This window comes from Streptomyces sp. PTY087I2, from assembly GCF_001687325.1.
GTDB lineage: Bacteria > Actinomycetota > Actinomycetes > Streptomycetales > Streptomycetaceae > Streptomyces.
The window spans coordinates 1-13,199 of sequence record NZ_LZRD01000043.1 but is presented as its reverse complement, the minus strand read 5'-3'; the positions used below and the strand labels follow the sequence as shown (position 1 = coordinate 13,199).

Genomic DNA, 13,199 nt, shown 5'->3' with positions numbered 1-13,199 from the left:
CGGACCCGGCGGCGGCCGCGATCGCCGCCGCCGCGTCCGTACCGCCGACCGGTCGAAACGGGGGCGGGCCGGGGTCGGGCCGGGGTCAGAACAGCGCGCCCCCGGCGATCTCCCCGTGCGCCTGGACCTCCGGCCCCACGGCGTCCAGCCGGCTCTTCACATCGAGCAGCAGCGCCAGTTCCTCCGGCGTCAGCCCGCTCAGCACCTCACGCTGCTCCTCGGTGAGCAGATCGACGGGGAAGCCCGCCTCGTACAACGCGTCGGGCAGCGGCGGCCGTTCGCCGTTCGCGGGTGATCCGGTCATGGTGTGACTCCCATCGGTGAGACAGGTCCGGCTCCCCGCGGCGACGGCGCCGGCGCGGAGCGCCCGAGCCGGACGAACAGCCGGGTGAGCGCGTCGAGGGAGTGCAGGGCGCTGACCGCCACGGCCGCTTCCCGGTCCCGGCCGAGCGGCAGCCGGTCCAGCAGCGCGTACAGCTCGTCCAGGTGCTCCGTGTCGAGCACCGCGTGCTCCCGTACGGTCCGCAGGGCGGCGGCGGGCAGCCCGGTGCGCCGGGCGATGCGGTCGGTCAGGCCGGGGGCGGGCGCGTAGCCCTCCAGTACGGCGATGTAGCCGAGCAGGGCGACCGGGTGGTGGTGCTCGATCCAGTAGTACTGGGACCCGACGAGCGAGGCGACCAGCGGGGAGGGCAGCGGTCCGAGCGCGTCCTCGGGCGTGCCGCCCGCCGCCCGGAGGTCCTCCAGCAGCCAGGCGTCGTGGCCCTCCTCCTCCCGGATGTGCTCCGCCAGATACGCGGCGAGCGGTGCCGCGAGCGGATCACCGGAAGCGGCCCGGGGGCGGAGGCGGTCGAGGGCCAGCTCCATCAGCGGGACGGAGGCCCGGATGACGGCGTGCATCGTGCACAGATACGTCCGGTAGCGCGGCAACAGCCCATCGGCGCGCCACATGTGGTGGGTCGCGCCACGGAACTCCGGTTCCAGCAAAAGGAGTTTGGTCCGCAGCCGGGCGGAGGCCCCGGTGCTCATCGGATGCTCCGGTCGTCGGTCGTCCATCGGATGTCCCGGTCGTCGGTTCCCGGCAGGGCCGGCCCGCCCGCGACGACCAACGGCGCGTACGCCGCGCAGCCGTGGCGGCGCACGATGCCCTGCGCCCCCTCCCGGGAGCCGCGCATCGCGGCCGTGAGATCCAGCAGCGCCCCGGCCGCACCACCCGCCACCGCCCGCGCCCCGGCCGCCACCGCCTCGTCACCGCCGAGCGCCCGGCAGCCGTCGCAGTAGGAGCCGGGCCGGGGGCCGGAACCGTACCGGGCGGCCAGATGTGCCGGCCCGACCGTGCGGAGCATGCGCAGCACCGGGGATTCCAGGGCCCGTTGGCGTACGGTTCCCCAGTCGTCCTCCGCGATATGGCCGAGGTCCAGATGGGCCGGTACGGGCCGGCGGTCCACGGTGTCCTGGTTGCAGCAGGCCAGCACCCGGCCGTCGAAGGCGACCACTGGCCAGGCGGCCATCGAGCACGGGGACGCCGCGGCGGGATCAGGCCCGGTGCGGGCCGCCCGTGCCCAGGAAGCGGCCCGGCCGAACGGCCGCACCTCGTTGACCAGGCAGGGCACTTGGCCGCCGAACTCCTTCTCCACCGCCCGCGTCAGATCGGCGAGATACGGGTCCGCGCCGCCGGTCCCGGTGAGGTGGAGGCTCACGGCCACCCCCTCCTCCCGGACCAGATGCAGGGCGCGGAAGACGTCGGCCCGCGACACCTCGCGCTCGTGGTGTTCGTCGAGAGAGGCGGAGAAGTGGTCGACGGAGCGGATCGCGCGCAGGACTGCGGGCGGAATCGATCTGCGCCGCCTGCCAGGAAGGGCCCCGCTCCGGCCGCCCGGAAGAGCCCCGCCCCGGGCGAAGAACATGCCGCTCAGCAGCGCCGTACGGGATCCGGCCGCCCGCGCCAGGGTGCTCAGCCGCTCGGCGAGCGCGGGCAGGAGCAGCGGCTCCCCGCCGGTGAGCATCACCACGTCCGGCCGGTTCTCCTCGGTGAACGAGCCGACGAAACGCTCCAGTTGACCGGCGTCCGGCTCCTGGCGGGTGAACAGGTCCGACCCGGTCGAGCAGTGCGCGCAGCTCAGCGGGCAGCGCCGGGTGAGGCCGAGCAGCAGACCTGCGGCGGGAAAGGGCCGCCGTGCGACGAGTTCGGCGAGTTCCATGCGGGCCGCCTCCTTCGGGGCCGGGGCGCGTCGGGCGCGTACCCAGGCTGTGGGCCACCGGTTCGAGGACGGTCCGGAAGCGCTTCGGCAGCGGTATGGGCCCAGGTCGGAGCGGGTTCCCGAGGTGGCGGCCGGGCCCGCCGGGCGTGCCCGTACCGCCGCGAGCTGGGGGCAATACCGCTGCCATACCGGCGGCGAAGCGATCGCCAGGCCCCGCTTCCTAGCTTTCTCGGCAACGGCAGGCACCGGCCCGCCGCACCGGACGACCGGAGGAATTCTTCCGGGCGTTCCGGCCCCGCAGTGACGAGTGGATGGAGACCACCATGTCCGAGAACACGAAGCCGGCCGGCGACGAGACCAACGAGACCCCCGAGGTCGAGGCGCACTCCGTGCTGGACCTCCAGGAGACGTCCGTCAACGCCGACCGCGACATCATCGCGCCGCCCGGCAACTGCATCAGCGTGCTCAGCGTCGTCGAGAACTGATCTCACCCGCCGCACACCGCGTTTCCGTCACACCGCGTTCCGCACAGAGCATTCCGCCTATCCAGTGGATGGAGATCACCATGTCCGAGAACACGAAGCCGGCCGGCGACGAGACCAACGAGACCCCCGAGGTCGAGGCGCACTCCGTCCTGGACCTCCAGGAGACGTCCGTCCAGGGCGGCGACACGACCGACGGCAACTGCATCAGCGTGCTGAGCGTCGTCGAGTCGCAGCGCTGAACTCAGCGCTGAACCACCGGGCCGTGCGCCGCGGCGGGACGAGGCCGAGACCTCGCCCCCGCGGCGCCCGGCCGGCGGACAGGCGGTACGGGGCGGCTCCGCGGACAGCGGGAGCCGCCCCGCCGCGCTTGTCCCTCGTCCCACGTCCGTACGCCGATCTCCGGGAGCCTGCCGATGGCCACGCCCCTCCGCTCCAACCGGGACTTCCGGCTGCTCTGGATGAGCGGCCTGTTCGCCGTTCTGGGCAGCCAGATGAGCGCCCTCGCGCTGCCCTTGCTCATCCTCAAGGAGACCGGCTCCGCCGTGCAGGCCGGCACCGTGGGGACCGTCTCCATCTGCGCCGTGCTGATCACGATGCTGCCCGGCGGCGTCATGGCCGACCGGGTCGAACGCCGCCGGCTGATGCGGCTGTGCGACGCGGGGAGCCTGCTCGCGGTCACCGCCCTGACCGTCGCCGTGTGGAACGGCCACGCCCCCATGGTGCTCGTCCTGCTGGTCGCCACCGCCGGAGCCGTCCTGAACAGCGTCTACGCCCCCGCCGCGTTCGGTCTGCTGCGCGCGGTCGTGCCGCCGGACCAGATGGGTACGGCGACCGCCCGGCTCCAGGCGCGTACCGCCACGGTCCGGCTGGTCGGCCCGCTCGTCGGCGGCGCGCTCTTCGGTATCCACGAGGCACTGCCCTTCACCGCCCAGTTCATCGGCCTGTTCCTGTCGACCGTCTGCGTGGCCCTCGTACGTACGCGATCGGCCGCCCACAAGAAGGCCGGGTCCGTCTTCAGCCGCGACGAGCTCACCGCAGGACTCGGCTTCCTCTGGCAACTGCCGTACCTCCGTACGGTGTTGCTGGTCTTCGGTCTCGGCATGAACTTCGCGTTCGGCGCCCTCACCTTCACCGCTCTCGCCGTCTTCTCCGAGGGCGGCCGCTCCGGGCTCGGCGGCGGCTTCGTCATCACCTGCGTCTCGGCGGGCGCTCTCGTCGGCGCGCTGCTCGCGCCCCGGCTCTCGCCCGACCGCCATGTCCGGGCCCTCCTGGTCGTCACCTGCTGGAGCTGTGTGCTGACGGCCGGGGTGCTGGCCTGGCTCAGCAGCCCGCTGGTGGCGGGGCTGCTCTGCGCGGTGTGCATGGGCCTGTCGACGGTCGCCAGCATCGGGTTCCTGTCGACGCTGCTGGTCGTCACCCCCGAGGACCGGGTCGGCCGGGTGCAGAGCGCGGCCTCCTTCCTGTCGTCGATCGTCCAGCCGTTCGGCCCGCTCGCGGGCGGTGCGCTGCTGACCGCGCTCGGCCCGCGCAACGCCTTCGGCGTGGTCGGCGCGGTGCTGGCCGTTTCGGCGGCGGTCATGACGCTCGCCCCGTCCGTACGGTCCGGGGCCGTACCGCCGCCCGCGAGCCCCACCGCCGCCCCGGACGACGATGCCGACGCCTCCGACCCGCGCGAGCCCGCGGCCCGGGCCGTCCCCGACGCCACCGGGCCCGGGCCGTGCGAGGCCACAGTCCGCCCCGTCCCCGACGGCCCGCGCGAGGCCCCCGCCCGACCCGTTCCCGACGCCGCCGGTCCCGGCGCACTCTGAGGAGGTATTGCCGTGCCCGGCATCCAGGAGACCCAGCTGTACTGCCTCGCCGACCGCCGGTACTACGACACCCCGGCCCGGCTGCCCGACCAGGAGACCCGCTACCCCCTCGACACGGCCGAACCGCCCACCGGCTGGCGGCGCGTGGCCGGCGGGCTGTGGACCTCGCTGCTGCCCGAGGACGGCGAACCGGCCGAACAGGGCTGGAAGATCCATGTGTCGACCGTCCCCGACGAGGCCGCCCGCACCCTCCGCGAGACCGCCGGGATCTGCCTCCGGCACCGGGTCCCGTTCAAGTTCCTCCGCAGCGAGCAGGCGTTGCTGCTGATGTCGGGGAAGTACATGTCCCGGGGCAGCGCGGGGAAGTTCCTCACCCTCTACCCGCCGGACGAGACGGCCCTGACCCGCCTGCTCGACGAGCTGACCACGGCCCTCTCCGGCCGCCGGGGCCCGTACATCCTGAGCGATCTGCGTATCGGCGACGCCCCCGTCTACGTACGGTACGGCTCCTTCGTCGACCGCTGGTGCCACGACGCCCGGGGCGACCGGGTGCCCGCCCTGCGCCACCCCTCAGGTCAACTCGTGCCCGACGAACGGGGCGTGGTGTTCCGGACGCCCGCCTGGGTGAAGGTGCCCGAGCTGCTGCGTCCCCACCTCGCCGCCCGCGCCGCCGCCCGCGACGACTCCTTCCCGTACCTCGTCACCGAGGCACTCCAGTTCTCCAACGCGGGCGGCATCTACCTCGCCCGGCACCGGGAGACCGGCCACCGGGTCGTGCTGCGCGAGGCCCGTCCGCACTGCGGGCTCGACGCGGTGGGCGACGACGCCGTGACCCGGCTGGAGCGCGAGCACCGGGCCCTCACGGCGCTCGCCGGGCTCGACTGCGTACCGGAGGTGTACGGCGTACGGACCGTGTGGGAGCACCGGTTCCTGATGACGGAGTACGTCGAGGGGCCCACGCTGCTCGACGAGATCGTGGCCCGCTTCGCGCTGGTACGCGGAGCCCGTACCGCCGACGAACTCGCCCCGTACACCGCCTGGGTGGACCACGTGACCGGCCAACTCGCCGACGCGCTGCGGGAGATCCACGGCCGGGGGCTGCGCTTCGGCGATCTGCACCCGTCCAACATCATCCTGCGGCCCGACGGCCGGCTCGCCCTCGTCGACTTCGAGTACGCCACCGAACTCGACGACGAGAAGACCCCGTTGGCCGGTGCGCCCGGGCTCCAGGCCCCGCCCGGCACCCCGGGCGCGGAGGCCGACGCGTACGCCCTGTGGGCCACCTGGCTCACCATGCTGATGCCGTTGACCGAGATGGCCTCCCACGACCGGGCCAAGGCACTGTCCCTGGAGTCCTGGGCCCGGGAGCGCTACGGTCTCGCGCCCGACGCCGGACCGGCCCGCCCCGCCCTGCTGCGGGCGGCGGAGCGCGCCGCCGACCGGAAGGGCGAGATCGCCGCCGGCCGGGAGAGCGGGATCTCCGCCGACCGGGAAGGCGAGATCGCCGCCCTCCTCGGCGGGCCCAGGCCCGACTGGGCCGAACTGCGCACCCGGCTGATCGCGGGTATCCACGCGGGCGCGACGCCCGAGCGCCGCGACCGGCTCTTCCCCGGCGACCCCAAGGGCTTCGCCACCGGCGGTACGGATCTGGCGCACGGGGCCGCCGGGGTCCTCTACGCCCTCCACCGCGTCGGGGCCCCGGTCCCGGCCGACTGGACCGACTGGCTCGCGGAGGCCGCCCGCCGCCGCGACCCTGCGGCCCCGGGCGGCCTCTACGACGGGCTGCCGGGCACAGCGGTGACGCTGGCGCTGCTCGGCCGTCCGGACGAGGGGCGCGAGCTGTTCGCCCGGGCCGTCGAGGCCGCCCACCCGTCTCCGTCGGCCGACCTGCTGACCGGGCGCGCGGGCACCGCCCTGGCCGCCGTCCGCCTGGCCGCGGCCGGACCCGGCGCCCCGGACCCGGAGCTGGTGGACACCGCTCTGCGCACCGCCTGGGACCTCGACTGCCTGGTGCGGGGCGAGACGGTGGCGGGCGGGCCCGAGGCTCCGCCGTCGGCCGGACTGCTGCGCGGGCTCAGCGGGGCCGCGCTGCTCCACCTCGAACTGCACGCCCTCACCGGCGAGGAGTGGCTGCTGCGCGCCGCCCGCACCGCCCTGTACCGGGACTCCGGCCACTGCGTCGCGATGGACGACGGCACGGTCCAGGTCAAGGACGGCCGCCGCCACCTCCTCTACCTCGACCAGGGCAGCGGCGGCTTCGCGCTCGTCGCCCGCGCCTATCTGGCCCGGCAGGAAGCGCCCGCGCTCGCCGGTCTGCTGCCCGGGGTGCGCAAGGGCTGCGGCAACGAGTTCGTGCGCGAGCCGGGGCTGTTCACCGGACGCGCCGGACTCGTCGCCACCGCACGGCAGTTGGAGGACGACGGCCCGGCCGGGCCCGAGGTCCTGGCCTCCGTACGCAACCTGTCCTGGCACGTGGTCGCCGACGGGGACCGGCTGCTGGTGCCCGGGGCCCGGCTGCGGCGCTGCTCCGCCGACCTGGCCACCGGGGCGGCCGGACTGCTGCTGGCGCTGCACTTCCTGGCGGGGGCGGACACCGACGAGGCCGTCGCCCCGGAGGGACATGGCCCCAGGCGCGACGGCCACCGGCCGCACGATCTGCTGAAGCTGCTCACCCTGGGCTGAGGGCGGCGGCGGGCGCACCGACCCGGTCGCCCGCCGCATCCGCCTCCTGCTCCCGCATCGCTTCCTGCTCCCGCGCGAACAGGCAGAGCAGACGCGGCACTTCGTACAGCGCCGCATGGGCGGTGACCTCACCCGCCGGGGAGGTCACCGCACCGGCGTCGATCAGCGACTCCACGGCGCGGATCGCCGCCCGCTCCCCGCAGCCCAGCGCCACCGTGGCCCGGTCCAGGGTGAAGCACCCGTCATCGGCGAGCCCGGCCAGCCGCCCCAGCGCCCACCGGTCGCCGTCCGCCAGATCCCGCCAGCCGGACGCGATCCGGTGCCGTACGGAGACGTCCCCGGCGACCAGTTCGTCCAGCGCCGCCGACGGATCGCCGAGCCGGTCCGCGTACTCCGCCAGCGGCAGATGCCGCAGCACCGCCAGCCGCATCCCGCTCACCTCCACGGCCAGCGGCAGCCCACCGCAGGCCCGGACGATCCGCAGCGCCGCCGCCGGGTCCGTCCGCAGCCGCCCGGCCCCGATGAGCTTCCCCAGCAGCTCCAGCGCCTCGCCGTCCGCCAGCGCGGGCAGCGCGATCCGGTGCACCGGGGCGAGACCGGGCAACTGCCCCCGGGCGGTGACCAGTACGGAGCACGACCCCGACCGGGGAAGCAGCCCCCGTACGGACGCCTCGTCCGGGACGTCGTCCAGGACCACCAGCGCCCGGTGCCGGGCCTGCCACTCCTGCCAGGCCTCCGCGAGGACCGCGAGGGCCCCGGCCGACGCGGGGGCCGTGGGGGCGTCGGCCGACGCGGGGACGTCAGCGCCTGCCACCGAGGCCGGGACGTCAGTGCCTGCCGCCGTCCCCGGGGCCTCGGCGTGCGCCTCCGCCACCCCGCACCACCGCCCCAGCTCCGCCAGGATCTCCGCCCGGCCGCGTGCCGTGCCGTCCTCCCGCCGCACCCGGACGTGGACGCGGCCGTCGGGGAACGGGTCGGCGAGCAGCTGCGCCGCCCGGACCGCCAGGGCCGACTTGCCCGCCCCGCCCGGTCCCGAGACGACCACCACGCGCTCCTCGCCGCCGCCCAGGACGTCGAGCAGGTCCCGCAGCTCCTCCCGGCGGCCGGTGAACGCCCCGGTACCGGCGGGCAGCGCCACCGGGCTCGACGGCTCCCGGGGCGTGGCGGGCCGCCGCGCCTCACGCCCCCGGCCGAGCATCGAGCGGTACAGCGCCGCCATCGCCGGACTCGGCTCAAGCCCCAACTCCCGTGCCATCAGCTGCCGGTAGTCGTCGTACACCGCCAGCGCCTCGGCCTGCCGGCCGGACTGGTGCAGGGAGTTCATCCAGGCGGCCCGCAGCCGCTCCCGCAGCGGATGGCGCTCCACCAGATCCCGCAGCCCGTCCACCGCCACGGCGGCCCGGCCCAACTCGATCTCGGCCTCCGCCCAGTCCTCGTACACCGTCAGACATCGGGCCTCAAGCCGGTCCGCCTCCTCGGCCACCCCTGCCGAGTCCCGCAGATCGTTCAGCGGCGGCCCCTCCCACAGGTCGAGCGCCTGGCGCAACAGCCGGGCCGCGCCGGGCAGATCGCCCCGCTCGGCCGCCGCCCGCCCGGCGCGGGCCAGCGACCCGAAGCGCAGGGTGTCCAGCTCGCCCTCGGCGATGCGCAGGAGATAGCCCCCGCAACCGTGCACCACCCGGTCCGCGCCGCCGTCCCCGGCCGGGCCCAACAGGGCGCGGGCGGCGCTGACGTACACCTGGAGGTTCTTGCGGGCCGTGCGCGGCGGATCGTCCGGCCATACCGCGTCGGTCAACACATCAACCGGTACGGGGGTGTTGGGCCGGGCCAGCAGGGTGGCGAGGACCAGACGCTGCTTGCGCGGGCCGAGCGGCAGCTCACGGCCGTCCCGCCGGGCGGTCAACGGGCCGAGCAGCGAGAAGTGCACGGCACCGGCGGCACCGGGGGCACCGGTACGGACGGGAGGTCGGGTCATCAGCGGGCCTCCGGGAGGGGGACGGGCGGCGGACTGGACCGTACGCATGCCCGATCCTGCTGCCGCCCGGACCCCCGCACATCGGGGCCCCGCCCGCATTTTCCGCCCCCGCACCCGACCGAAACCGCCCGGCACCCCCATGTTGCCCGCCCCGGCCCCCATAACGGGTCGCCACTACGCGCGGTAGGTACGCCCTGCCCCTCGCCGCTCGCTCCTGGCTCCTCGCCGCTCAGGCCGGCTCGGCCGCGCACTCGGCGGCGAACTCGCACAGCGCCGCCCGGTCCGCGCGGCCGGTCTTGTTCAGCAGGCTGGCCATGTGCTTCTCCACCGTGCGGGGCGAGATCGACAGCCGGCGGGCGATCTGCTGGTTCCCGGGCCGCTCGGGCAGCAGCACGAACACCTCGTACTCGCGCGGCGTCACCCCGCTGGTCCGCAGCGGCGACGGGATCCGGTCCCAGCCGCCCCGGTGCTGGCCCACACTCGCCCCGGCCTGCCGCAGCGCCGCCCGGCACGCGGCGGAGACCGGCTGCACCCCGGCCCCGTAGAAGAACTCCTCGGCGGTCCGCAGCCACGCCACCGGCTCGCCCCACCCGTCCTCCCGGGCCGCGTCCGCGACCAGCCGCAGCCCCAGGTGGTGGGCGACCGGGAAGGGGGCGGAGCGCTGCGCGAAGGACGCCATCAGCCGGGCGGCCCCGGCCGGGTCGCCCTTCCGGCCCAGCAGCACCGCGTCGGCCAGGTCCAGGAACTGCCGGTTCCAGGCGAGGCAGCCCCCGGGAGCCGTCCGCGCCTCCTCCAGCTCCGTCCGGTCCGCCTGCCCCGCCAGGACCCGCAGCAGCGGGCGCAGCCCGTACCGCCCGCTCAGGTAGTAGTAGCTCGGATGGTCCGACTCCCAGGCCAGCGCCTCGTCCAGGCCCGCCGCCGCCCGCTCCCGGTCCTCCTCCAGCAGCGCCCCGAACGCCCGGCAGAGCCCCGACCGCAGCGGCACCAGCAGCGACTGCTCACCCCCGGCCCGCCGGAACGCGGCCAGCGCGCGGTCCATGTCCCGCCGCCGCCCCCGGTGCGCGGCCATCGTCGCCCCGGCCAGCAGCAGATAGCGGTGGGCGGACAGATCGCCGACGCGGGCACTGGCCTCGGCCGAGCGGTCGATGATCTCCTGCGCCTCCTCCCACCGGGCGCACAGCACCGCGTTCATCGCGAGCAGTCCGTCGACCGTACGGGTCAGCAGCAGCGCGCCCAGATCGGTGGCCGCCGCCCGGGCGGAGAGCAGCCGGGAGGCGTCCCCGGTCCGCATGAAGGCATTCGCGCCCAGCCGCACCAGCGCCTCGACCCGCCAGACGGGCAGGGCGTGTTCGGCGGAGATCGACAGCATCCGCTCCAGCGCGGCGTCCGCCGCGTCGAACCCTTCCTCGCGCCGCAGCAGCGCCAGCAACTGCCAGGCCTGGCAGGCCACCACGGGCAGCCCCTCGGCCTCGGCCGTCTCGGCGGCCTTCTGGACGGCCCGCTCGGTCTCCACCGGATCCCGGTGCGGCCGCCCGTTCCCGGGGAGACCGGGCGACCCGGGGAGCAGCGCCAGATAGCCGTCGACGACCACGAGCGCGGCCCGGCGGCCCGGGGGCGGCGTCGGGCCCAGGAGCATCCGGGCCGCTTCGACCTGGAGCGCGGCCTCGGCGGTGCGCTCCGCCATGACCGCCGCCCAGGCGAGGTCGATGTGGAACTGTCCGCGCCGGGCCGCGGCTTCGGAACGCGCCGGTACGGGCGGCAGTGCGTCCGCCAGCTCCAGCGCGCCGTCCAGATCGCCGCCCTCGGCCCGGGCGACCGCCAACGACTCGGCGACGGCGGCCCGGTCGGCCTCGGCGGCCAGGGGGTGCGCCCGCTCCAGCAGCACCACGGCGGAGCCGTGCGCCCCCGAAGCGAGCATCCGTCTTCCGGCCTCCGCGAACTGGCGGGCCGCCCCGGCCCGGTCGCCCGCCGCCAGTCGCAGCGAGGCCACGAGCTGCCGCCCGTCCTCGTCCAGCGGCTCCCCGGAGTGCTCGATGGCGGCGGCGGCACGGCGGGCCAGGGAGGCGCGCTCGGCCGGGACGAGCGAGGAGATCAGGGCCTCGGCGGTGAGCGAGTGCCGGAAGGTGTAGCGGTCGGGGGCCGCGCCGTCCGGGGCGATGACCCCGGCCTCCACCGCGGACCGCAGATGAGTGAACAGCGCCCGGTCCTCGAAGCCGGTGACGGTCTGGAGCACGGTCACCGAGAACTGGCTGCCCAGCGTGGCCGACGCCAGTAAGAGATCCCGTACCGGCTCGTCGAGCCGCTCCAGCCTGCGGGCCCAACTGCGCACGATGTCCGAGGGGATGGACCCGCCGGGCTGCTCGACCGCCTCCCAGGCGCCGTCCGTCCGCCGGAGCCGGCCGGTGTCCAGGAGGTCCGCCAGCAGCACCTCCAGCAGATACGGGTTGCCCGCGGCGCGCTCGGCCAGCCGCCGGTGCACCGCCTCCGGTATCTCCTGCGGCCCCGCCTCCAGACACGCGCCCGTCAGCGCCCGCACCTGCTCGTCCCGGAGCGGCCCCAACTCCCTTACGGTGGCTACGTGCCGGCGCTCCGCCGAGCGTACGAGATCCAGCGCGGCGCCCGGCTCGGGGCGCAGGGTGCCCAGGAACAGGATGGGGAGATCGGCGAGGTTGTCGATGACGTACTCGACGACCGCGACGGTCTCCGTGTCGCAGTCGTGCAGATCCTCCAGCAGGATCGCGCAGCCCGCCTCCCTGCCCAGCACGGACAGCAGCCGCAGCAGCGCCTCGGCCAGCTCCACGACCGTCTCCGGATACCCGGGCGAACCGGCCCTGCGCCACTCCGGGACCAGCCGGGCCAGCGCCGGATGGTAGGGCGCGAGCTCCGGATCGGTCGGGGTGCCGGCCGCCCGGAACCGGGACGCCAGCGCCTCGGCGAGCGGCCGGAACGGCACGACGAGCCCGGTCGAGGTGGCCCGGCCGCGCAGCACGGGCATGCCGAGCCCGTAGGCCCGGTAGGCGCACTCGCCCACCAGCCGGGACTTTCCGATCCCGGCTTCCCCGAGGAGGAACAGCGCGCGCCCCGAACGCCGTTGTACGGCGTCCAGGGCGCTGCTCAGCAGTCCGATCTCCTCGTCCCGCCCGACGATGACCGGCGAAGTGGCTCGCATGGCCGCAGATTACTGGAGCGACAACTCCCACGGCAGCGGGCCAATTCGACTCAATTGCCGCCGAGTTGGCCGGATGTGGTCACCACGGGGAGGTCATGGTGGTCCAGGGGAGGTCGTGGCTGTAGCCGCTCTCGCCCTCCGAGGCGCTGAGGAGTCTGCTGCGCGCACCGAGTCCTCCGGTGGACCCGAGGGAGATCTGCCCGGCCGGGTGCTCCGGGGTGCCCTCGTGAGCGATGTCGCCGGACGCCTTCAGGGCCGATTCGCCGAACTGCTTCATCTCTGCCTCATCCTCTGCTGATCGGTGATGGGTGATGCGTGACGCGTGATGCGTGATCGGTTCTGGGATCTGGTTCTGGGATCTGGGATGTGGGTTCTGGGTTTCCTGGGTTGTGGGTGCGGTTCAGGGGGCGCGGGAGGGGCGCAGGAGCAGGGCGGAGCCGATCCGGTCGGGGAACCCCGCCCGCAGCAGCCCGTGCCCGATGCCCGAGAGCCCGGTGAGCAGCCCCGGATGCGGTACGCCACCGGGCGTCCCGCACTGCGGTCCCGCCCGGTCCGCCGAGGCCAGCAGCGTCCCGGCCCGGCGCACCCACGCGGCCCGTACGCCGGGCAGGAGGGCGGGCAGGTCGCTGTGGCCGAGGAGTTCGAGCAGCCCGGCCTCCCCGTGGCACAGGCTGTCGTCGGCGAGCGGACCGATGCCCGCCAGCTCGCCGGAGCGCGCCGTCAGCCAGCCGGACAGCTCCGGGTCCTCCCGTGCGGCGGGGCTGTCCGCGATCGCCAGCGCGACCCCGGCCGCGCCGTCGCACCAGGCGGGCCCGGGGGCCGGCGCGGCGTCCGTCAGCGCGGTCGCCCGGCGCAGGGCGTGCAGTCCGGCGCTCCGGTGGC

11 protein-coding genes are annotated in these 13,199 nt (G+C 75.3%); 4 read left to right on the top strand and 7 right to left on the bottom strand.

Annotated features, from left to right (window positions below):
• Positions 1 to 85: 85 nt before the first annotated feature.
• From A3Q37_RS32060 to A3Q37_RS32050, 3 genes are read right to left on the bottom strand one after another with little or no spacing between them, the layout of a single operon-like run.
• On the bottom strand, positions 86 to 304 hold the full coding sequence (locus A3Q37_RS32060; RefSeq protein WP_065490106.1) for an aroma-sacti cluster domain-containing protein: 219 nt from the start codon (positions 302 to 304) through the stop codon (positions 86 to 88).
• Complete coding sequence (locus A3Q37_RS32055; protein WP_065490103.1) at positions 301 to 1,026, bottom strand: iron-containing redox enzyme family protein; 726 nt, start codon at positions 1,024 to 1,026, stop codon at positions 301 to 303. Before A3Q37_RS32055 ends, A3Q37_RS32060 begins: the two co-directional genes overlap by 4 nt.
• Entirely contained in the window at positions 1,023 to 2,198 is a 1,176-nt protein-coding gene (locus A3Q37_RS32050) for a radical SAM protein (protein WP_065490101.1), read from the bottom strand. The genes A3Q37_RS32055 and A3Q37_RS32050 overlap by 4 nt, the downstream gene beginning before the upstream one ends.
• Positions 2,199 to 2,521: 323 nt before the next feature.
• Here A3Q37_RS32050 and A3Q37_RS37415 point away from each other — a divergent pair, with 323 nt between their 5' ends.
• From A3Q37_RS37415 to lanKC, 4 genes are all read left to right on the top strand, one after another.
• Positions 2,522 to 2,683 carry a hypothetical protein gene (locus tag A3Q37_RS37415; RefSeq protein ID WP_164873496.1) on the top strand — a complete coding sequence of 54 codons (162 nt, stop codon included), beginning with the start codon at positions 2,522 to 2,524 and terminating at the stop codon, positions 2,681 to 2,683.
• An 80-nt stretch (positions 2,684 to 2,763) separates the two neighbouring features.
• A complete protein-coding gene (locus tag A3Q37_RS37410; protein ID WP_165891054.1) occupies positions 2,764 to 2,922 on the top strand; it encodes a hypothetical protein in 159 nt (52 codons plus the stop codon).
• Positions 2,923 to 3,096: 174 nt separating this feature from the next.
• On the top strand, positions 3,097 to 4,491 hold the full coding sequence (locus tag A3Q37_RS32045) for an MFS transporter (protein ID WP_065490098.1): 1,395 nt from the start codon (positions 3,097 to 3,099) through the stop codon (positions 4,489 to 4,491).
• 12 nt (positions 4,492 to 4,503) lie between these two features.
• Positions 4,504 to 7,173 carry a class III lanthionine synthetase LanKC gene (lanKC, locus tag A3Q37_RS32040; RefSeq protein ID WP_065490095.1) on the top strand — a complete coding sequence of 890 codons (2,670 nt, stop codon included), beginning with the start codon at positions 4,504 to 4,506 and terminating at the stop codon, positions 7,171 to 7,173.
• On the opposite strand, the gene A3Q37_RS32035 is transcribed toward lanKC, so the two are convergent.
• From A3Q37_RS32035 to A3Q37_RS32020, 4 genes are all read right to left on the bottom strand, one after another.
• Positions 7,160 to 9,148 (bottom strand): BTAD domain-containing putative transcriptional regulator, encoded by a 1,989-nt coding sequence (locus A3Q37_RS32035; protein WP_065490093.1) that lies wholly within the window; start codon positions 9,146 to 9,148, stop codon positions 7,160 to 7,162. The genes lanKC and A3Q37_RS32035 overlap by 14 nt on opposite strands.
• 229 nt (positions 9,149 to 9,377) lie before the next feature.
• Positions 9,378 to 12,317 carry a LuxR family transcriptional regulator gene (locus A3Q37_RS32030; RefSeq protein WP_065490091.1) on the bottom strand — a complete coding sequence of 980 codons (2,940 nt, stop codon included), beginning with the start codon at positions 12,315 to 12,317 and terminating at the stop codon, positions 9,378 to 9,380.
• A gap of 79 nt (positions 12,318 to 12,396) precedes the next feature.
• Positions 12,397 to 12,594, bottom strand: a complete 198-nt coding sequence (locus tag A3Q37_RS32025) for a hypothetical protein (RefSeq protein WP_065490088.1) — start codon at positions 12,592 to 12,594, stop codon at positions 12,397 to 12,399.
• A 123-nt stretch (positions 12,595 to 12,717) separates the two neighbouring features.
• Positions 12,718 to 13,199: lanthionine synthetase LanC family protein (locus tag A3Q37_RS32020; protein WP_304364746.1), on the bottom strand; the 482-nt coding region annotated here is incomplete at its 5' end.